This is a genomic window from Catenulispora pinistramenti, from assembly GCF_018274385.1.
Lineage (GTDB): Bacteria > Actinomycetota > Actinomycetes > Streptomycetales > Catenulisporaceae > Catenulispora > Catenulispora pinistramenti.
In genome coordinates, this window is record NZ_JAAFYZ010000048.1 from 1 (window position 1) to 21,421 (window position 21,421).

Annotated in this window: 15 protein-coding genes; all 15 read left to right on the top strand. The window is 71.2% G+C overall.

Translation table 11 applies throughout. The annotated features are described in order from the left end of the window. The first annotated feature begins 178 nt into the window (after positions 1-178). The 15 genes from KGQ19_RS16165 to KGQ19_RS16235 all read left to right on the top strand — a co-directional run bounded on the left by KGQ19_RS16165 (position 179) and on the right by KGQ19_RS16235 (position 21,340). Entirely contained in the window at positions 179-985 is an 807-nt protein-coding gene (locus tag KGQ19_RS16165) for an alpha/beta fold hydrolase (protein ID WP_212009988.1), read from the top strand. A gap of 688 nt (positions 986-1,673) precedes the next feature. Further along, positions 1,674-2,177, top strand: a complete 504-nt coding sequence (locus KGQ19_RS16170; RefSeq protein WP_413563050.1) for a hypothetical protein — start codon at positions 1,674-1,676, stop codon at positions 2,175-2,177. After that, positions 2,177-3,607 (top strand): hypothetical protein, encoded by a 1,431-nt coding sequence (locus KGQ19_RS16175; protein ID WP_212009990.1) that lies wholly within the window; start codon positions 2,177-2,179, stop codon positions 3,605-3,607. The genes KGQ19_RS16170 and KGQ19_RS16175 overlap by 1 nt, the downstream gene beginning before the upstream one ends. Before the next feature lie 32 nt (positions 3,608-3,639). Next, positions 3,640-5,100, top strand: coding sequence for a VWA domain-containing protein (locus KGQ19_RS51905; RefSeq protein WP_438801867.1), 1,461 nt, complete (start codon positions 3,640-3,642; stop codon positions 5,098-5,100). Between the two features lie 12 nt (positions 5,101-5,112). Further along, a complete protein-coding gene (locus KGQ19_RS16185) occupies positions 5,113-6,225 on the top strand; it encodes an ATP-binding protein (RefSeq protein WP_212009992.1) in 1,113 nt (370 codons plus the stop codon). Beyond that, complete coding sequence (locus KGQ19_RS16190; protein ID WP_212009993.1) at positions 6,222-9,107, top strand: DUF5682 family protein; 2,886 nt, start codon at positions 6,222-6,224, stop codon at positions 9,105-9,107. Before KGQ19_RS16185 ends, KGQ19_RS16190 begins: the two co-directional genes overlap by 4 nt. A 352-nt stretch (positions 9,108-9,459) precedes the next feature. Next, a complete protein-coding gene (locus tag KGQ19_RS16195) occupies positions 9,460-11,076 on the top strand; it encodes an ABC transporter substrate-binding protein (RefSeq protein WP_212009994.1) in 1,617 nt (538 codons plus the stop codon). Next, positions 11,076-12,152, top strand: a complete 1,077-nt coding sequence (locus KGQ19_RS16200; RefSeq protein ID WP_212009995.1) for an ABC transporter permease — start codon at positions 11,076-11,078, stop codon at positions 12,150-12,152. Before KGQ19_RS16195 ends, KGQ19_RS16200 begins: the two co-directional genes overlap by 1 nt. After that, a complete protein-coding gene (locus tag KGQ19_RS16205; RefSeq protein ID WP_212009996.1) occupies positions 12,152-14,149 on the top strand; it encodes a dipeptide/oligopeptide/nickel ABC transporter permease/ATP-binding protein in 1,998 nt (665 codons plus the stop codon). The genes KGQ19_RS16200 and KGQ19_RS16205 overlap by 1 nt, the downstream gene beginning before the upstream one ends. Next, positions 14,146-14,895, top strand: a complete 750-nt coding sequence (locus KGQ19_RS16210) for an ABC transporter ATP-binding protein (RefSeq protein WP_212009997.1) — start codon at positions 14,146-14,148, stop codon at positions 14,893-14,895. The genes KGQ19_RS16205 and KGQ19_RS16210 overlap by 4 nt, the downstream gene beginning before the upstream one ends. Beyond that, complete coding sequence (locus KGQ19_RS16215) at positions 14,892-16,820, top strand: alpha/beta hydrolase family protein (protein WP_212009998.1); 1,929 nt, start codon at positions 14,892-14,894, stop codon at positions 16,818-16,820. The genes KGQ19_RS16210 and KGQ19_RS16215 overlap by 4 nt, the downstream gene beginning before the upstream one ends. Positions 16,821-16,863: 43 nt before the next feature. Next, the gene (locus KGQ19_RS16220; RefSeq protein ID WP_212009999.1) at positions 16,864-18,264 is read left to right on the top strand and encodes a serine hydrolase domain-containing protein; all 1,401 of its coding nucleotides are present in this window, start codon (positions 16,864-16,866) and stop codon (positions 18,262-18,264) included. Positions 18,265-18,381: 117 nt separating this feature from the next. After that, positions 18,382-19,317, top strand: coding sequence for a hypothetical protein (locus tag KGQ19_RS16225; protein ID WP_212010000.1), 936 nt, complete (start codon positions 18,382-18,384; stop codon positions 19,315-19,317). Beyond that, entirely contained in the window at positions 19,314-20,429 is a 1,116-nt protein-coding gene (gene menC / locus KGQ19_RS16230) for an o-succinylbenzoate synthase (protein WP_212010001.1), read from the top strand. The genes KGQ19_RS16225 and menC overlap by 4 nt, the downstream gene beginning before the upstream one ends. Further along, the gene (locus KGQ19_RS16235; protein ID WP_212010002.1) at positions 20,426-21,340 is read left to right on the top strand and encodes a serine hydrolase; all 915 of its coding nucleotides are present in this window, start codon (positions 20,426-20,428) and stop codon (positions 21,338-21,340) included. Before menC ends, KGQ19_RS16235 begins: the two co-directional genes overlap by 4 nt. Positions 21,341-21,421: the final 81 nt, after the last annotated feature.

Consider the following 21,421-nt stretch of genomic DNA (forward strand, 5'->3'; position numbering starts at 1 on the left):
CGCCTGACCTCGGCGCCCCAGCACCCCGACACCGCCCAGCACGCAGCAACCGCGACCAACCTTCCCGCTACGGGAGAGATCTCCACGCGACCGGCCTTGACCCTTCGGTGACGGCAAGGCCGATCGTTGTCTCAGCGGCCGATCCGGCCGCCGGGGACAAGCGATTCGAGGAGACCTCATGCCAAGCATCGTCACGGCCGACGGGACGCAGTTGTTCTACCGCGACTGGGGTACCGGCCGCCCGGTGGTGTTCGTCCACAGCATGCTGATGAGCAGCCAGATGTGGCAGCACCAGATGCACCACGTGGTCGAGCACGGCTTCCGCGCGATCGCCTACGACCGGCGCGGCCACGGCCGATCCGACGACCCCGGCACCGGCTACGACTTCGACACACTCGCCGACGACCTCGCCGCCGTCCTCGACGGACTCGACCTCTCCGACGTCACCCTCGTAGGCCACTCGATGGGAGGCGGCGAGGTCATCCGCTACCTCACACGGCACCAGGCCCGGCGTGTCTCACGACTCGCCCTCGTCGGCTCCACAGCACCGAAGCTGGACGTCGACCCCGCGAGTGGCACGGCACTGCTGCAAACACTGCGGGACGACTACGGCCGATGGGTGATGGACAACGCGGACGCCTCCTTCGGCACCGGACTCCCCGGCCGCGAGATCCCGCAACTGGAGAAGGACCGGACGATCCACGAGTGGATGAGCGTGTCGCTCCAGGCCGCGATCGCCTGCACCGCGGCCAACATCGCCGCCGACTTCAGGCCCGAGGCCAGCCGAATCCGGCTCCCAACCCTGGTGATCCACGGCGACAGCGACGCCTTCGCACCCCTGGAATCCTGCGGCCGCCGCTCAGCCGACCTGATCCCGGACAGCAAACTCGTGGTCTACCGCAACGGATCCCACATGCTCCACCTATCGCATCGCCCACAGCTCAACGCCGACCTGCTCACATTCGTCGGCGACCACACCCGCTGAGCCAACGAGGCCGCGCCGCCAAGCCCGCTCGACAGGAGGTACGACGAGCCGCCCGCCACGGGAAATTCGTCCGGAACCCAAGTGGAGATCCAGATGGTGGCTGACCTGCGGCGCCTCTGAAGATCGTGTGCCGCGTACGTGCCGCGGACAACCGTAAACGATCGAAAAATGGCCCTGACCTGGTCAAACCCTGGTCAGGGCCGCAAATTTTCATCCTGTTATGAGTGAGGCGTGAGGCACCCTGTTTCGCATGCCCCGATAATGGCCCTGACCTGCTGCTAAGCTTGCTGGGGCGGCCCTTTGAGGAAATGTCGTGTGGGGCTGCGCGCAGATCGTGTCAGGGGTCTGCTTGAGATCCTGCGGGATGTCGGAGCCGAGGGAGCGGTGCAAGCGCCGAGCGCATGATCTCCAGGCTCTGAACCCTCCTGAAATGCCGTTCTTGGCTCGCCTTGCCGGCCCGCATACACACCTTTATAGGAAAGGCCGCGTGGCTGTTCGCTGGTCTTGGGCTGGTACTCCAGGAAGCAGGGCGCGCGCCTGGTCACCGACAACGCCGGTCGGGAGCTCACCTCGGCGGCATCGTTTTCTTCGCCCCGGACGTCCCTCCGCTGTCACCGCGCGCTAGTAGGTTCACTCGCGCCGCCGCGGTTTCTGGCGGAACACCCCTGCATGTGAGGAGGTCCGGGCTTTGTCAGAGTGGGAAGAGCTCAGTGGTGTGCGGGTGCTGCCGGCCGCGCGGCCGCGGAAGCTGGCGAAGGTGCCGTTCGTGGAGCTGGCCGATGGTCGTTTGCAGGGCGTGGTTTCCAGTGGTTCGGACATCGAGCGGGTGTACGTTTCGTCGGTCGCGGCGGGTGATTTCGCGTTCGCGTGCAGTACTAACAACAATCGGCCGTGCGGTGGTGTTCGTGGGGCGTTCTGCAAGCACATCGAGGCGATGATCGATGAGGCGGTGGTGCAGTACGGCGGCCAGCGTGTGGCCCGCTACCTGCACGTGGACCTCGGCTCTATGGCGCCGAACGCTACTGACATCAGGTCCCTGATGGATCAGGTGCGGCCTTCGGCGTCGGCTGCGAAGCCGGCGGCTCAGGTGTTCAGCCGGTTCCTGCGCCATCTTGCTTATTTGGAGCTGGAGCCGACTACGGAGCCGCTTCCGGAGCTGCAGTGGTTCGCGCCGTCGAGGGCAGCGGTGTGATGCGCGCCGATCTTCTGGTCGAGCCCGTTGCCGGGTGTGATGAGGCCCTGGCTGTGGTGGACGGTTTCGACCGGGCGCTGGCCGGTGGGCTGTTGCGGCCGCGGGCCGGGGCGGATGTCGCGTTGGCCGCTCTCGCCGACGCGGTCGGGGGAACGCCGCTCGGCCCGCTGGTGACCGAGGCGGCGGAGAAGGCCGGGGCCGGGGTGGCGGGGGAGGAAGACCTGGTCGCCTTGGCGGGTGCGCGGGTCGCGATCCTCGGCTCGGTCCACGATGCGCTGGTGGCGCGGCTTGACGAGGCGACGTGGCGGACGCGGGAGGTGTGGCCGGGCGCTGGGGAGGTGACGCAGCAGTCTGCGAATCTGCTCGCCGCGGCCCGGTCGTGGCTCGCCGATGTGGCGCGGGTCGGATGGCACGGCATGGATCACGAACTGGTCGCCGGCGCGGCGCCGGTGGTGAGCGTGATGCTCCCGGACACCGGCTTGCGCCGGCTGGCGACGCTGCTCGACGGGTTCGCGGCCGAGCTCGCGGCCTCGTGCCCCGGTGCGACGCTGGAGCGGGTTCCGGTTAGGCGCTGGGCCGACCTGTGGTCCCGGGCGATGCTGCTGACGGAGCCCGGCGCGGCCGGATCGCGCACAGTGACCGGTGCGGGGCCGGCCGACGTGGTCGCCGCCGCCGGCTCTAGCAGCACGACCGCCACCGTCACCGGCCGCCTCCTCCCGTTGGGTATTGACCTGCACGAGCACGCGACCGCCGTCCAAGCCCAGATCCACGCCGTCCTCGAACCCGCGGACGGCGGCGCCCCGCGCCTGGTCCGTGCCAGCGTTTCGGTACCGAAACCGGACACCGTCGTCGGCATGGGTGTGTGGCAGTTGCTGCGCCCGCACATGTCGCTCATCGCGGCCTTCAGCGAGGGCCGTGCCATGGACCTTGCCGACATGCCGATCACCGCGGAAGGCGACCTCCGTTGGTCCGACGACAAGGCCCGCCGGAGCGAGCCGGCCGATCCCTTCGCCGCGGCCCGCCTCGTCCTGCCGACCGCCACCGCCGCGTGCACCGCGCCGCTGGCCCGCCACCCGGCGCGTATCGCAGAGCTCGTATTCCTGGAGGGTTATAAGGTCGCCGATGGGGTGCTGGAGCTTTCCGGCGGCCGTCTCGTCCTGGATACCGACCGGATCCCGGAGGCGAGTCCCCTGACGCCGGAGCTCGTCCGGGCGTCGACCTCTTGCATCGGGCTGGTGCGCTGGGACGCCGGGACATTCACCCTCCAGCCCCTGGCTGTGGAAGCCCCGGTCAAGAAGAAGGCCACCGCGGTCCACGCCGGGGCCTGGGCCGGCGGCACCGCGGACAAGGAAGGCGTCCAGGCCGAGAAGGCCGCGGCCGAGGCGGTCACGGTCTTGCGCGAGCGAGCCGGAAAGCTGCTGCGCAAATGACTGAGCCGATGAGTGAGGCCATGAGTGAGCCCGTGACTGAGCCCACGACTGGGCCCACGACTGAGCCCGTGACTGAGCACCTGGCCGAGGTCGACTTCCAGGAGAACCGCCGCCAGGTTCTCTACTGGCGCCTGCTGGCCCGGCTCTTCGACCACGAAGAGCAGGCCGCGCTGGAGTCGTCGAGCGTCGCCGTCGTGACCGACGTCGGTCTGCCGCGTGAGCTGCTGGACCAGCGGACCAGCGTGGACTCCATCGTCCAGCGGCATCCCGAGTTGGCCGCCGAGTTCGACGACTTGATGGTGCCCGCCGCTGATCCCGAGGACGAAGCCGACGACGAGGACGAAGCCGATGACGGGGGCCGTGACCGCGCCGCCGAGGTCCGCCGAGCCGCGCTCGTGTCGAAGATCCTGCTCAACGTGTTCAGCACGGGCAGCGGATCGGTGTCCGCTGAACGGCTTTCGCGCTGGCAGTCCGACGCCGGCTGGCTGGAGCGCGCGCTCGGCTGCCGGCCCGGCGGCCTGACCTCGGGACGCCACGGCGTGGCTGGGATGCCCGGCGGCGGATCCGGCTCGGCCGCCCCGGACCTGTCCAACCTCGCCCCGGCGATCGGCTCCGAGCTCGGCGACCTCGAAGCCGACCTGGTCAGCCGCATGCGTCTGCGCGAGGTCCTGGCCGACCCGCACCTGGCCGCGCGGCTGACGCCGAGCATGTCGCTGGTCGAACAGCTGTTGCGGGACAAGGGCAACCTGTCGGGCCTGGCCCTGGCGAATGCCAAGGCCCTGATCCGCCGGTACATCGACGAGGTCGCCGAGGTACTGCGTACAGAGGTGGAGAAGAGCTCGGCCGGCGCGTTGGACCGGTCGGTGCCGCCCAAGCGCGTGTTCCGGAACCTCGACCTGGACCGCACCGTCTGGAAGAACCTGACCAACTGGAGCCCGGAGGAGGAACGGCTCTACGTCGATCGCCTCTACTATCGGCACACCGCGCGCCGGACCACGCCGCAGCGGCTGATCGTGGTGGTGGACCAGTCCGGGTCGATGACCGACTCCATGGTGAACTGCACCATTCTGGCCTCGATCTTCGCCGGGCTGCCGAAGGTGGACGTGCACCTGATCGCCTACGACACCCGGGCGGTCGACCTCACGCCCTGGGTGAGCGATCCGTTCGAGATGCTGCTGCGCACCAACCTCGGCGGCGGCAACGACGGGCCGGTCGCGATGGCGATGGCCCGGCCGAAGATCGCCGAGCCGCGCGGCACCTGCCTGGTGTGGATCTCCGACTTCTACGAGTTCGACCGCTCCCAGCCGCTGTTCGACGCCATCCGCGAGGTGTACCGCTCCGGCGTGAAGTTCATCCCGGTCGGCTCGGTGACCAGTTCCGGCCGCCAGGAGGTCAACCCCTGGTTCCGCGAACGCTTCAAAGACCTCGGCACGCCGGTGGTCTCCGGCCACATCAGCAAGCTCGTCCGCGAACTCAAGACTTTTCTGGCTTAGGAGAACCCTGATATGTCCGATCTGCTGCGCGCCCCCGCCGAACTGAAGTACGCCGAGGAGCTGGACTGGCTGGAATCCGTCGACGACGGCCCCAAGCCGTTCAACTGGCGGCTGTCCCCGAAGATGATCCGGCTGTTCGTCCTGGGTTCGGAGCGCTCCGACGGCCTGGACCGGGAGATCCCGCAGAAGTGGTTCGGCGAGCGTTCCATCGTCGAGCGCGCCATCGTCACCCTGGCCTCCGACCGCGGCCTGCTGCTGATCGGCGACCCGGGCACCGGCAAGAGCTGGCTGGCCGAGCTGCTGGCCGCGGCGGTCAGCCGCGATTCGACGCTGGTCGTGCAGGGCACCGCCGGCACCACCGAGGACCACATCAAGTACTCGTGGAACGTCTCGATGGTGATCGCCAAGGGCCAGTCCAGGGACTCGATGATCCCCTCGCCGATCATGACCGCGATGGAGGGCGGCGTGATCGGCCGGTTCGAGGAGCTGACCCGGTCCACCTCCGACGTGCAGGACGCGCTGATCTCGATCCTGTCCGAGAAGTACATCTCGGTGCCCGAGCTCGACGACGACGGCATCGTCTTCGCCAAGCCCGGCTTCTCGATCATCGCCACCGCCAACAGCCGCGACCGCGGTGTCAACGACCTTTCCTCCGCGCTGAAGCGCCGCTTCAACTTCGTGCGCATCCCGGTGGTGACCAACAAGAAGAGCGAGGCGGAGATCGTCCGGTTCCGCACCGAGGAGCTGCTGCGCCGGCATCAGATCGAGCTCGACGTCCCGCCGTCGCTGCTGGACGTGCTGTTGCAGAGCTTCGCCGATCTTCGCGCCGCGGCCACGAGCGCCGCCGGCGATGACGAGAAGCTGGAGTCGGCGCTGTCCACGGCCGAGCAGATCGGCGTGCTGGAGGACGCGATCCTGCACAGCAACTTCTTCGGCGCGCAGAATCTCAGTGCCCGCACCCTGGCCTCATCGCTGGTCGGGTCGCTGGCCCGGCGCGATCCGGAGGACCTGGCCATCATGAACAAGTACCTGCACGGCGTCGTGGAGCCGCGCAGCAAGAAAGACGGCGGCGAGTGGCCGGAGTTCCTGGAGGGCGGCCGCGAGGCGATCGCGGTGTTGTCGTGAGCGCCGCGGGCCAGGGCGTGGCGGCGCCCTTCGACGCGCTGAAAAGCCAGTTGCAGGAGGCCGCGACCCGATTCGCCGACGGCCCGGACGCGCTGGAGGGCATCCTGCTCGGCATCGTCGACGACGTCGACCGCGCGGTGGGCGAGCCGCTGGAGATCTTCCCGGTCTGCCACCACTCGCCGGCCTCCGCCATCGCCATGGCGCGGCGCCTCCAGGAGAAGCAGCCGAAGGCGATCTACCTGGAGCTGTGCGAGGACATGGCTCCGCTGCTGCCGGAGCTGCGTAACTGCAAGCTCCCGGTCGCGGCGCAGGCGTTCGCGAGCGAGGTCGAAGGCTTCCCGCTGGACTGGGCGCCGCTGTCGGTGATCGCGCCGATCACCGAGGCTTCGGCGGAGTATCAGGCCATCGCCTACGCCCTCGACACTCCGGGCGTGCAGATCGTGCTGGTGGACTGGTCCTCCGATCACGTCTTCCAGTGGGATCCCCGGAGCTCCGAGCCGGCTCCGGGCTCGGAGAACGGGGACGGGGACGGGCCCGATGATGCCGGCGATCCCGCCGAACCTTCCGAGCAGGCCGGGCTGCACGGCGACGCGGTCGGCGTCGAGATCGGCGACCTCCGGCCGCGCTTCGCCGAGCTGGAGGAGCACCTGCTGCGGCACGGCCGGGTTCGGCACTGGTCGGAGTGGTGGCACCAGTACGTCGAGACGCCGCTCGGCGACGCCGACCACGACACGTACCGGCAGGTCATGCTGTTGATCGGCAGCCTGTTCCGGCGGCTGGCGCCCGGGGACTCGCACCGTGTCCGCGTTGACGAAGACCGCGAACGCTATATGTGGACCCGTATTCGCGAGCACCTGACCGCGACCGGGACCGACCCAGCGGACAGCCTGTACGTCTGTGGGGCCTTCCACGCCGCCAGTCGCGTCGCGGAGTTCGGTGTCGAAGGCGCCGACTCCTTCGGGATCACGCCGCGGTCCGCCACCAAATGGCGCCACGGCTTGATCCCGTCCAGCCACGCGGCGATCGAGGCCCAGTTCGGGCTTGCCCCCGGTTCGGTGTCGATAGCGGCGACGACATGGGGCACGAACCTCAAACGGACCGGCGTCAAGCCGTTCCGTCTTGAGGGACAGGCCGGGGTGAAGAAGACGGCCGCCAAGGCCAAGAAGACGGCCGTCAAGACCAAGAAGGCCGTGGCCTCCGCCGCGGTCCCGGCCCCGGTTCCCGCGACGGCGCCCTCCGACCGGCTGTCGGGCTTCCTGCGGCGGCCGCCGGTGCTGGACCGGCTCGACGAGGCTGAACTGCTCGGCTGGTCGGTCGACATCGTGCGCTCCGCGCGCCGCAACGGCTACCTGGCTTCCACGGCCGACGCGATCGCGGTGTTCGAGACGTCGATTCTGCTCGCCGGCCTGCGCGACCGGGCCAAGCCCACGCCGTACGACTTCCAGGACGCGGCCGTCACGTGCATCGAGAAGGACTCGGTCCCGGGACGCCGGGACGTGCGGCGGCTCGTCGAGACGATGATGGGCGGCGACCGCGTCGGCCAGGTCGGCTACGACGCGCTCCCACCGCTGGCCCGCGACGTCCATGACCGGCTCGCCCCGCTGCGGCTGAGTCTGGACCAGCGTGGCGTGAAGCGCGCGCTGCTCGACATCGCCGGCCGACCGGAACTCGCCCGGTGCTCGGACGTGCTGTGGATGCTGCGCCATTTGCTCCCGGCCGGCGCCGCCCGCCCGATCATGGGCGAGCGCGAGCTGGGCGAGCGGTCCCTCCAGGAGTCGTGGGACCTGGCGATCGGCACCCACCAACGGGCCCTGATCGAGCTCGGCTACGAGGGCGTCAGCATCGAGCAGGTGCTGGAGCAGCGGCTCCGGCGCAAGGCCAACAATGCGCAGGCCACGGCTGCCGTTGTTTTGGAAGCCGTCGAAGACGCGCTGCTCTATCTCGGCAGCCACCGCCTCGCAGACGAACTCGGCACCCGCGCGCTACAGGTCCTGTCGGCCGAGCGCTCGGTCGACGACGCCCCGGAGGTGCTGCGGCGGATACGGCGGCTGCTGGCCTTCTACCGGACCACGGAACCGGTGTTGCCGGGGTGGATCGAGACGTTCGTCAAGACCGGCTACGCGCACTACTGCACGCTGCTGCCCACGGCGTTCGCCTCCGATGACGCCGGCGTGCGGCAGGTGGCAGCCATGCTGGGCTTCCTGTTCAGCATGGAGAGCTTGGCGCTGTCACTGGGCTGCGATCGCTCCCAGCTGGAACTCGCAGTCGCGCAGGCGCATCCGGAGGGGGCGGAGAAGATCGCGCTGTTGTGGGCGGCGCGCGTGCAGCTGGGGACGCTGTCCCGTGCCGATCTGCGGGACAGATGCGAGCAGTTGCTGGACAACCCGCTCGTGGTTCAGGCCTATCCGCGCTACATCAGCGGGCTGGTCCACGCGCTGGAGCCGGTGCCGGGGCTGGTGGACTTCGTCGTCGAGGCCGTGTCCAACGCCTTCGGTCGGCTACCGGACAGCGTCCTGCTGCCGTGGCTGCCGTCCCTGATCATGGCGTTGCGGAAGAGCGGTGCGGACCTGGCGTCCCTGTTGGTGCGGGAGGCCGGGCGGGTGTTCCCGGCACGGCTCGACGTCCTGGACGCTTGGGCGGCGCCGTGGAAGGGCGAGGCTGCCGATCCGGCGGCGCTGTCCCGGCGGCGTGCGGCTGGTCGTGATCCGGGCGGGCCGCTTGCCGCGCTGCTCCAGGCCTACCCGGCGACGTGCGAGGAGGTGGCCGGGTTGCTGGGCTGCGAGGGGGAGTGGAGCGTCGGCGGCGGGGCGGCGCAGGGCGGCCTGGAGATCGTGAAGCGGTATCCGGACGTGGCGATGGCACTGGCTGGGCTTGCCGGGTAGCTCCGAATTCGGCAGCGGCGCGGGCGGGGTGCGAACCCGGCCCGCACCGGTCTGCTTTGTGGACAATCCGTTGCCGGACGGGCTGGGGACGATCACAAAGCCTGGTGTCCAACGCCTTGCCCTTGCCGGTGACTCACTTGTCGGCCACTTGTCGGCCTGGTGCGTGCCGGCGAACCAGGTCGCCCCCTCCGGGCGCGCGACCTGTCCAATCTCGCGCTCCAAGCGCTGGCCGTCTTCGGTCGAACGCACTACTGGCGCACGGCTTTTTCGTCCGCGGCGACGACGGCGGCCCCCCTGCCCGCTGCCTACAGTTCACCCACTCGTAGGCGTGGCGGCAGAAGGAGCAGGGCTGATGAGCAGCACAGCGGACTTCGGGACGAGAAGGGCGGCGCGTATTCGCCGGGTGTTGGGGGTGGCGGCTGCCGCGTCTGTGGGATTGTCGCTGGCGGCGTGCGGCGGGTCGTCCGCCCGGGGCGGTGGCGGCGGCAAGGCCGACGGTAGCGCCACGGTCACCATCGGCATCGCCTCCGACCCCGGGACGCTGAGCCCGACGGCGGCGCTGGCCGGGACCGCGATCTTGATGATCGGGTACGCGTACGACCGGCTGATCCACATCTCAAACGACGGCAAGCTCAGCCCGGGCGTCGCCGAGAAGTGGACCGCGACCACGACCTCCGCGACGTTCACCATCCGGGCCGGCGTCACCTGCCAGGACGGCACGCCGCTGACCGCCGCCGACGTCGCAGCCGAGTACAACTACATCGCCGACCCGAAGAACGCCTCGCCGCTGCTCGGCGTCGTGGTCCCGGCGACCGCGAAGGCCACGGCCGACACCGCCGCGCGCACTGTGTCCGTCACCACGCAGGTTCCCGCGCCGTTCATCGTCGAGATGACCCAGCTGCTGCCGCTGGTGTGCCAGAAGAACCTGGCCGATCCGGCGGCGCTGGCCAAGACCACCAACGCCAGCGGCCCCTACCAGCTGACCCAGGCCGTCCCCGGTGACCACTACACCTACACCAAGCGTGCGGGTTACAGCTGGGGTCCGGGAGGCGCCACCGACGCCGATATGCCGACCACCGTGATCTTCAAGGTGGTGGCGAACCCGTCGACGGCTGCGAATATGCTGCTGTCCGGTCAGCTGAACATCGCCCAGATCAACGGCCCCGACACCCAGCGGCTGGACGGGGCCCGGGTCGGCAAGAAGAGCACGCTGACGCCGTTCGGCTTCATCACGTTCAACGAGGCCGCGGGCCACGACACCGCCGATCCCGCGGTGCGCAAGGCGTTGGTCGAGGCGCTGGATCTGAAGCAGATCGGCTCGGTGGCCACCGGCGGCACCGGGCAGCCGGCCACCACGATCGGCGAAGTGGCCCCGAGCCCGTGCACCGGCGACAGCGTCACCGGAAACCTTCCGGCGCACGACCCGGCCCAGGCCGCCGCCGACCTGACCGCGGCCGGCTGGACGAAGGGCGGCGGGGGCTGGACCAAGGACGGCAAGCAGCTGACCGTCACCCAGCTCCACTCCTCGCAGCTGGGCCCGGACGCGGCCGCCTCCTATGAGCTGGCCGCCAAGCAGTGGACCGACTTCGGCGTGAAGGTCCAGGACAAGGCCGTGGACGCGACCACGACGGTGACCACCCTGGCCTCCGGCGGCTACGACGTGTCCTGGATCCCGGTCAGCGTCCCGTTGCCGGACCAGCTCGCGCGGTTCTACGACGGCCCGACTCCACCGAACGGCACCAACTTCGGCGCGATCGCGAACCCGGACTACACCAGTCTGAGCAAGCAGGCGATGGCGGTGGCGGGCAAGGCCGGCTGCCCGTTGTGGCAGCAGGCTGACACGGCGCTGGTCAAGCGGGTGGACGTGGTGCCGATCGTCGACAGCCTGATCGGCTGGTACGGCAAGGGCGTCAGCTACGACGTCGACGGCTCCGGGCCCATCCCGAGCAGCCTGCGAGCGGGCAGCTGATGGCCCGGGTCGAGATCGCGAACGCCGGGGTGGACCCCGGCGGGCCGGCCGCCCCGGGTGGCGGCGCCGGCCGGACGGCCCCGGTCGGCGCGGTCCCGGTGCTCCGCCGCGCCGCCGCCGCGCTGACCGGCGACACCTGGCCCGGCTTCCTGGTCCGGCGCACCGGCCGGCTGTCGGCCTCGCTGGGCGTGGTGGTGACCGCGTCCTTCGCGATGATCCACCTGATCCCCGGCGACCCGGTCCGCGCCGCCCTCGGGATCGCCGCCGACCCGGCTCAGGTCGCGGCCCGGCGCCACGACCTGGGTCTGGACCGGCCGCTGCCCGCGCAGTACGGCAGCTTCCTGGCGAACCTGTTCCACGGCCGCCTCGGCGACTCGATCGTCTCCCAGATGCCGGTCTCGCAGATCATCTCCGACCGGCTCCCCGCGACGCTCCAGCTGGTGATCCCCGCTGTGCTGCTCATCCTGCTGGCCGGCATCCCGATCGGCATGCTGGCGGCCGTCCTCACCAGGGACGGCCGCCGCCGGCGCGGAGAGCTGGCGTTCGCCGCGACCACCGGGATCCTGGCCGCGCTGCCGGAGTTCCTGCTGGCGGTCGGGCTGGTCGCGGTGTTCGCGGTGTGGTGGCAGCTGTTCCCAGTAGCCGGGCAGTCAGATCTGTCCTCCTACGTGCTGCCGGTCCTGTCCCTGACCGTGGTCCCGGCGGCATCGCTGTCCCGGGTGGTCCGGGTCGAGGCGCTCCGCGTCCTGCGCGAGGACTACATGCGCACGGCGCGCGCCAAGCGTCTCCCGGCTCGCCTCGTCTACCTGCGGCACGCGCTGCCGAACCTGCTGACCTCGTCGCTGACCATCGGCGGCCTGCTGTTCACCTCGCTGCTGGCCGGCACGGTGCTGGTGGAGAACGTGTTCGCCTGGCCGGGTCTGGGCTCGACGATCGTGCAGGCCATCACGACCAAGGACTATCCGCTGGTGCAGGGCGTGGTGTTGGTCTACGGAGCCGCCGCGCTGCTGATCACGTTCGCGGTGGACGTGGCGGTCGCCGCCATCGACCCGCGCTCGACGGTACGGGGGACCTGATGGCCGCGACCACAGTGCGGGGCGTCGTCTCCGCCGAACCGCCGGAGTCGTTCGCCCGCCGGCTGCGCCAGAGCCTGCGCACCCCGATCGGCGCCGCGGCGCTGGCCGCCGCGCTGCTGCTGGCCGCGCTGGCGGTGGCCGGACCGGTGGTGTTCGGCGACCAGGCCTCGAAGATCGACACCTCGGCGATGAACCAGGGCGTCAGCGGGGCGCACCTGCTCGGCACCGACAGCCTGGGCCGGGACATCGCGGCCCGGGTGATCGTCGCTACCCGGCTCACCCTGCGGCTCGGGCTGTCCGCGACGGCGATCGGCCTGGTCGGCGGGCTGCTGCTGGGCCTCGCGCCGAGCGTGCTGGGCCGGCGCGCGGGCCGGGCGGTGACGGGCGTGGTCGGCGTGCTGGTCGCCTTCCCGGGACTGCTGTTCGTGCTCTTCCTCGCCACCATCTTCGGCATCGGGAGCACCGGTGCGGTGCTGGCCATCGGACTGGCGCTGGTGCCGACGCTGGCCCGGTTGATCCAGAACCTGGCGACGTCCGTCGCCGGCTCGGACTACGTGGCGACGGCGCGGATCCTGGGCGTCGGCCGGTTCCGGATCGTCGTCCGGCACGTGCTGCCGAACATCGTGGAGCCGGTCGTGCTGTTCGCGGCGCAGGCCGCCACCGGATCGCTCATCGCCTTCGCCGGACTGTCGTTCCTGGGCCTGGGCGTGCAGAGCCCGGACTACGACTGGGGCCGGCTGCTCAACGAGGGGCTGAGCCGGATCTACGTGAACCCGGCTTCGGCGTTGGCCCCGGGCGTTGCGGTGGTGCTGGCCGGGCTGGTGTTCGCGCTGCTCGGCGAGGCGGTCGCGCAGACCGGCGGGCGGCGCACGGCGGCGCGCGCGGTCCCGGCCGCGCGGACCCCCGTCGCGATGAACGCCGACGGGGGGCTCGCGCAGACTCCGGCGGACGTCGACGGCGACGCCCTGGCCCAGCTCACCCATCTGCGGGTCTCCTTCCCCGGCGGGCGGACCGCTGTCCGCGACGTCTCCCTGTCCGTCGCGGCCGGGGAGGCCGTCGGTCTGGTCGGCGAGTCCGGGTCCGGCAAGAGCCTGACCGCGCTGGCGCTGGCCCACCTGGTGCCGTACCCCGGCCACGTCCAAGGCGTTGTGCGCTTCGACGGGCATGACCTGCTCGCGGACCCGCGCTCCGGCCGGCGGCTCGGGGCCGAGCTGGCCATGGTGTTCCAGGACCCGATGACCTCGCTCAACCCGGCGCTGCGGGTGGGCCGTCAGCTGGCCGAGGTCTCCGAGGTCCACCTCGGCCAGTCCCGGAAGGCCGCGCTGGCCCGGGCCGTGGACCGGCTGGCCGCGGTCGGCATCCCGGACCCGGAGCGCCGCGCCCGGCAACGGCCGCACGAGTACTCCGGCGGCATGCGGCAGCGCGCGTTCATCGGCATGGGGCTGATGGCTGAGCCGAGACTGATCATCGCCGACGAGCCGACCACGGCGCTGGACGTGACCGTGCAGAAGCAGGTGTTGGAGCTGCTCGGCCGGGTCCGGGCCGACTCCGGCGCGGCGCTGCTGCTGATCTCGCACGATCTGGGCGTCGTGGCCGAGGTCTGCGACCGGGTCCTGGTGATGTACGCGGGCCGGGTCGTCGAGGAGCTGCCGGTCAGCCGGTTGTTCCAGGGCGCCGCGCACCCCTACACCCGGGCCCTGATCGGCGCGATCCCGACGATGACCACCGACCTGGACCGCGAGCTGGCCACCATCCCGGGCCGGCCGCCGGAGCCGGGGGAGGAGATCTCGGGCTGCGCGTTCGCGACGCGGTGTGCCTTCGCGCGGGACCGGTGCCGCGGCGAGCTGCCCGTGCTGGCGCCGGCCGCGGGCGGCGCCGGGCACCGGGTGGCGTGCTGGTACCCGCGAGCGGGGGACGGTGGCACCGTCACGGATGACACAGACACAGATGACACAGACACAGGCATCACCCGCGCCGAGTCGGAGGCGGTGGCATGAGCTCCCTGGAACTGCGCGGCGTAGGCGTGCGCTACGGCCGGTTCACCGCCGTCGAGGGCGTGGACCTCGTCGTCCCCGACGGCAGCGTCACCGGCCTGGTCGGCGGCTCCGGGTCGGGCAAGTCCACCGTCGGCAAGGCCGTCGTCGGCCTGGCGCCGCTGACCGCCGGCCGGATCCTGGTCGATGGCGCCGACCAGCCCCGGCGCCCCGGCCGCACCGCCGTGCAGCTCGTCTTCCAGAACCCGTACGCCTCGCTCGACCCCCGGCTGAGCATCGGCGCGGCGGTGGCGGAGGCCCTGCCCAAGGCTCGTCGCGCTGAGCGGGCCGCCGAGGTGGCGCGCCTGCTCGGCCTGGTCGGCATCGACCCGGCGCGCGCCGTCCAGCTCCCCGAAGCCCTGTCCGGCGGACAGCGCCAGCGCGTCGCGCTGGCGCGGGCGCTCGCTGCCCGGCCCGGGGTGCTGATCGCCGATGAGGTCACCTCGGCGCTCGACGTCTCGGTCCAGGGTGCGGTGCTGAACCTGCTGCGCCGGCTCCAGCGGGACCTCGGCTTCGCGCTGCTGTTCATCTCGCACGACCTCGCGGTGGTCCGGTACCTCTGCGACCAGATCGCGGTCCTGGAATCCGGCCGCCTGGTCGAGTGCGGCCCGACCGCCGAGGTGATGGCCCGCCCGGCCCACGAGACCACCAGGACGCTGCTGTCCTGTATCCCTGCCCTGCCCGCGAGAACCGCACCGGAGGCGACATGACCCAGCCCCTGAGGATCGACGACATCTTCCGCTTCGAGATCCCCGGCGACCCCGACCTCTCCCCGGACGGCTCGCGCGTCGCCTATGTGCTGACCGGACAGGACGAAGAACAGGACGCTGCGGCCTCGGCGATCTACCTGGTCGACGCCACGGGCGGCGCGCCGCGCAAACTGACCAACGGCCCGGCCGACGCCGCGCCGCGCTGGTCGCCGGACGGCACCGCGCTGGCGTTTCTGCGGGCCGGCCAGCTGCACCTCATCCGGGTCGACGGCGGCGAGGCCCGGCAGCTGACCACCGAAGAGTCCCGTGCGCCAGGCGCGGGGCCGGCGGCCTGGTCGCCGGACGGCACGCGCATCGCGTTCAGCGCACTCGACGCCCCGCGCTCCCCGGACGCGCCGGTGGTCGTCGAGGAGCTGCACTGGAAGGTGGACGGCGCCGGCGTGGTCGGTACGGCGCGGACCCAGATCTTCGTGGTCGACGTCGCCTCGGGCCTGATCGAGCAGCTGACCGAGGGCACCGACAACTGCGCGGCGCCAGTGTGGTCGCCGGATGGGACCAGGCTGGCCTTCATCGGCGAGAGCGGTCCGGGGCTGGAGCACCTGCGCACGTCGGCGCCGTACGTGATCGACGTCCGCGCGGACGTCGAGCCCGGCCGACCTCCCGCACCGCCGCGGCGCTGCGGAACCGGCATCGCGCTGACCGGCCCGCTGAGCTGGTACCCGGACGGCTCGGCGCTGCTGGTCACCGGCCGCACTACTGTCTCCGTCGGGCACCTCAACCTGCTGCGCCAGCCGCTGGACGGCGGCGCCCCGGCCCTGCTGGCCGCCGACCAGGATCGCAACGTCATGCCGGGCGGGCCCGGCTACCCCGGGGCGCTCGCGCAGTTCCACGGCGAGGACATCCTGTTCGCGGTCCGCGACCGCGGCTCCTCCCGGCTCTGTGTCCTGTCGGCCGATTCCGATCGGGCGCGCTACCTCGACCTGCCACAGCGGCTCAGCGTCAACGGCGCGAAGGTGTCGCAGGCCGCGGGGACCGTCGCGTTCGTGTACTCCGACGAGTCCACGTTCGGCGAGGTCGGCGTGGTCGACCTGGATTCCGGCAAGTTCCGCCGGCTCACCAGGCATATGGAGACGGCGCTGCCCGACGTCCGGCTGCCGATCTGCCAGGACCGCGCGTTCACCGTCTCCGACGGCGCAGTGGTGCCCGGCTGGGTGATCCGCGACCCGGCCGCGCCGGCCGGCGGTCCGTTGCTGGTGGATGTGCACGGCGGCCCGCACAACGCCTGGAGCCCGCAGGCCGACGCCGTCCACCTGTACCACCACGAGCTGGTGTCGCAGGGTTGGACGATCCTGGTGCTCAACATCCGCGGCAGCGACGGCTATGGCGAGGCCCACTACCAGGCGGTGGTCGGCGGCTGGGGCGAGGCTGACGAGCGGGACGTGCTGGAGCCGGTGGCGACGCTGGTCCAGGAGGGGCTGGTGGACCCGGCCCGGATCGCCCTGACCGGCTACAGCTACGGCGGCTTCATGGCCTGCTGGTTGTCGGCGCGCAGCGAGGTCTTCGCGGCCGTGGTGCCCGGAGGCGTGGTCACCGACCTGCGCAGCATGGCGGGCACTTCCGACGAGGGCCAGGTGATCACCGAGCTGGAGATCGGCGGGGCGGAGATGCTGGAACGCCTGTCGCCGCTGACATACGTGGACGCGGTCCGCGCGCCCACGCTCATCCTGCACGGCGCCGCCGACGATCGCTGCCCGCCCGGCCAGGCCGAGGAGTGGTTCCAGGCGTTGAGGATCCGCGGCGTCCAGGCACAGCTGGTCCTGTACCCCGGCGCCTCGCACCTGTTCATCCTCAATGGCCGTCCCTCACACCGCGTCGACTATTGCCGGCGGGTCGCCGACTGGGTCATCACCCGCACCGCGTCCTGATGCGACCTCTGGTATCCCGATACATCCTGATTGGAGTCAACGAATGACCCAGACCACTGAGACACCCGCCGTGCAGAGCACCCTGGACCCCGCGCTGACGGCCCGCTTGCAGGCCCGGCTGGCCGAGCTGGTCGCGGCCCACGGCGTCGGCGCCAGCCTGGCGGTCATGCACCGCGGCGAGGTGCTGGCCGAGGCCGCCGCCGGCTGGGCCCACCAGGGTGCGGGCATCGAGGCCACCACCGACACGGTGTTCCAGATCGGTTCGATCTCCAAGGTGTGGACCGCCACGGTGGCCATGGCCCTGGTGGACGAGGGTCTGCTGGAGCTGGACGCACCCGTGGCGGACGTGCTGCCGGAGCTGCGTCTGCTCGACGGCGCCGTGGCCGCCGAGGTCACGCTGCGGCACCTGCTCACCCACAGCAGCGGCATCGACGGCGACTTCTTCTCCGACACCGGCCGCGGCGAGGACAACCTGGAGAAGTACGTGGCGCAGCTCGCCGAGGTGGCGGTCACCCACCCGCTCGGCGCGACGATGTCCTACTGCAACGCCGGGTTCACTGTGCTGGGGCGGATCCTCGAGCGGGTCACCGGCGTCCAGTGGGACGAGCTGATGCGCCAACGGCTGTTCCAGCCGCTGGGCTTGAAGCAGACCGGCACCCTGCCAGAGGAGGCGCTGCTGCACCGCGCCGCCCTCGGTCACATCGGCACGCCGCCGGCTCCGGCTCCGGTCTGGGGCCTGATGCGCAGCGCGGGACCGGCCGGACTGATCCACTCCACGCCGCGCGAGGTGCTGGCCTTCGCCAAGCTGCACCTGGACGGAGGCCTGGCGGCGGACGGCACACGAGTGCTGTCGCAGAAGTCGGTCGAGGCGATGCAGGAGCCGCAGATCGAGGTGCCGGACAGCTGGTTCCTGGCCACGCACTGGGGCCTGGGCTGGTTCCTGGACCAGTGGGACGGCGCCAAGGTCTACGGCCATGACGGCGGTACCATCGGCCAGTCGGCGTTCCTGCGGGTCCTTCCGGAGCACGATCTCGCGATCTGCCTGCTGACCAACGGCGGCGACACGTTCGCGCTCTACCGCGCGCTGTTCGACGAGATCGCCGCGGAGTTCGCCGGGGTGCGGATGCGGCCGGAGCTGGAGCCCTCCGCCGAGCCGCTGGCGTTCGACCCGGCGGACTACGTGGGCACGTACGAGCGGGCCTCGACGCGGCTGGACATCACCGAGCGCGACGGCGGCCTGGTCATGACCGTCACGCTCAGCGGAATCATCGCCACCGTGGCCGGCGGTGACCCGATCGAGATGCCGCTGCGAACCTTCCAACCCGGCGTGTTCCTCACCAAGCGCCCGGAACTCGACGCCTGGCTCTCCGTGGTCTTCTACGAACTCGCCGACGGCACGAGGTACATCCACCACGGCGCCCGGGCCACCCCGAAGGTGGGGTGAGCGTGTCGCTCCACCGAGACAGGCCGGCGCGTCCGGACGCCGGGCCTGCCGGCCGACAGCTCGCGCTGCTTCGCCATGGCGACCGGACCGGTCGCAGAGCTTGTAGAAGAGGGATGAGTGAGCGGGAGAACTGAGAGTTCCGCGGACGCGGCGACCGGCGGCGCCATCGTCGCCTCGCCCCGGCCCCGGCATGAGTCGGGCCCGGCCGAACCACAGTTGCGGGCGCGGGCCGAGGCCGTCGCCGCGGCGGCGGCCCGCGCGGCCGGTGTCACGTTCGCCGAACTGCACACGATGTCCGAGATGACCCAGGCCGCCTCGCTCATCGATCGCGTGTGGCGTCCGGACAACGGCGCCGCGATGATCCCAGTGGCCTTCCTCAAGGTCCTTTCGGGGTGCGGCGGCTACGTCGTCGGAGGGTTCCACGGCGGCCGGATGGTCGGAGTCTGTGTCGGGCTGCTTTCCGAGCTCGGGCTGCACTCGCACATCGCCGCCGTCGAGGACCCGCTGCGCGGTGCGGGCCTCGGGCGGGCGATCAAGCTGGACCAGCGGGCTTGGGCGCTGCGCCGCGGCATCGGCACCGTCACCTGGACCTATGATCCGCTGATCAGCCGCAATGCCTACTTCAACCTCGCGAAGCTCGGTGCGGTGGCGGCCGAATACCTCACCGACTACTACGGCGCCATGAACGACGGGGTCAACGCCGCAGGCCCGAGCGACCGCATTCTCGTGCGGTGGGACCTGGCCGGCACCCACGTCGGCCGCACCCTGGAAAGCGGCACGGCCGTCCCGGCGCTCGACGGCGCCGTGGTCGCGCTCGGCCCCGGCCCTGACGGCCGCCCGGTCCTCGGCCCCCGTGGCGCGCGGCGGTTGCTGATCGGGATCCCCGCGGACGCCGAGGCGCTGCGCGTCTCCGACCCGGGCCTGGCCGCACAGTGGCGAACAGCGTTGCGCGATGTTCTCAGCAGCCTGATGGCGAACGGCGGCCGCGTCACCGGTTTCACCCGCGACGGTTTCTACCTCGTCGAACACCCCGAACAGAAGGACCACGTATGAAGCTGACCGGAATCGAACTGCGGCGGGTCGCGATCCCGCTGGTCTCACCGTTCCGCACGTCGTTCGGGACCCAGCACACCCGCGAACTCGGCCTGGTCCGCGTCCGCACCGAGCAGACCGACGGCTACGGCGAACTCGTCACCATGACCGCCCCGGTGTACTCGGCCGAGTACACCGACGGCGCCCTCGCGGTCCTGCGCGACCACCTCATTCCCCTGCTCGCGCAGGCCGCCGCGAAGACCGGCCTCGACCCGTGGGCGGTGGCACCGGCGCTCGCGCCGATCAAGGGCCATCGCATGGCCAAGGCCGCACTGGAGACGGCGGTCCTGGACGCCTGGCTCCGCGAGCGCTCCCTGTCCATGGCCGAATGGCTCGGCGCCACCCGGGAAAAGGTCGCCGCCGGCGTCTCGGTCGGCATCATGGACTCGGTCCCGCAGCTCCTCGACGCCGTCGGCGGCTACCTCGATGAGGGCTACCTCCGCATCAAGCTGAAGATCGAGCCCGGCTGGGACGTGGCGCCGGTCCGTGCCGTCCGGGAACGCTTCGGTGACGACGTACTCCTGCAAGTCGATGCCAACACCGCCTACACCCTGGCCGACGCGCCCTTGCTGGCCCGCCTTGATCCCTTCGACCTGCTGCTGATCGAGCAGCCGCTGGACGAGGAGGACATCCGGGGCCACGCCGAGCTGGCCAAGCGTGTCAGGACCCCGATTTGCCTCGACGAGTCGATCGTCTCGGCCCGGTCCGCCGCCGACGCCATCGCTCTGGGCGCGTGCGCGGTGGTGAACATCAAACCCGGCCGGGTCGGCGGCTACCTGGAATCCCGGCGCATCCATGACGTCTGCGTCGCCAACAGTGTGCCGGTCTGGTGCGGCGGAATGCTGGAAACCGGCCTGGGGCGGGCCGCCAACGTGGCACTGGCCGCGCTGCCGGGGTTCACCCTGCCCGGCGACACCTCGGCCTCGGACCGCTACTACCGCACCGACATCACCGAGCCGTTCGTGCTGGAGGACGGGCACCTTCAGGTGCCGCGTGAACCGGGGCTGGGGCGTACGCCCATCCCGGAGCTGTTGGAGGCCGTGACCGAGACGAAGGAATGGATCGCGCTGTGAACGACGTCGAAAGCGAGCTGTCGGCCATGTTCGCCGAGGCCGGCGTCCGCGGATTCCTGTACGCGCGCGATCTCGACGGCCCCGCGGCCGTCGGTGTGTCCCCGGACGACCCGGTCTGCCTGGCCTCGGTCTTCAAGATCGCGGTGTGCCTGGGCTACGCGGTCGAGGCGGAGGCCGGGAGGCTGTCGCGGACCGAGCGCCTCGCGGTGGAGCAACGGTTTCGCGACGGCGGCATCGGGACCTCCGGATTCGCCGATCCGGTGGAGCTGAGCCTGCGCGACCTGGCGCTGATGATGATGTCGATGAGCGATAATGCCGCCACCGATGTGGTGCTGGCGCGGGTCGGGCTGGACCGGGTCAACGGGCTCCTGGCCGCGCTGGGCCGGACCGAGACGCACCTGATCGGCGGCTGCGTCGAGCTACTCGGCTCGCTGCGAGAGCAGCTCGTCGGTGCCGACACTGACACCAGCACCAGCACCGACGAGGACCTGGAGGCGGCGATGGCGGCGCGCGCAGCGGCCGGGACGCTGATGGAGCTGGACGTCTGCACGCCGCTGCGGACCACCCGCAGCACCGCCCGGGACACCGCCGAGCTGCTGGCCCAGATCTGGCGGGATGAGGCCGGCCCGGCCCAGGCCTGCCAGGAGGTCCGCACGATCATGGGCCGGCAGATCTGGCCGCACCGGCTCAGCTCGGGCTTCGACGACAGCTGGCGCGTCGGTGCGAAGACCGGCACGCTGCCGGGCTGGCGGAACGAGGCCGGCGTGGTCGAGCACGCAGGCGGCGGCCGCTACGCGGTGGCGGTGTTCACCCGCTGCGAGCGCCCGGACTTTCGGAACCCTTCGGCGGATCGCGTGATCGGACAGGCCGCGGCCCTTGCGGTGGGGCACCTGCGGTCGCTTAGTGTGTGATCATGACACTGACGGCGGGACGGACGGGCGGCGGGCCTCCTGCCGCCGCCCGGGGTGAGCTCGCCGGATCCCGCGCCGTCG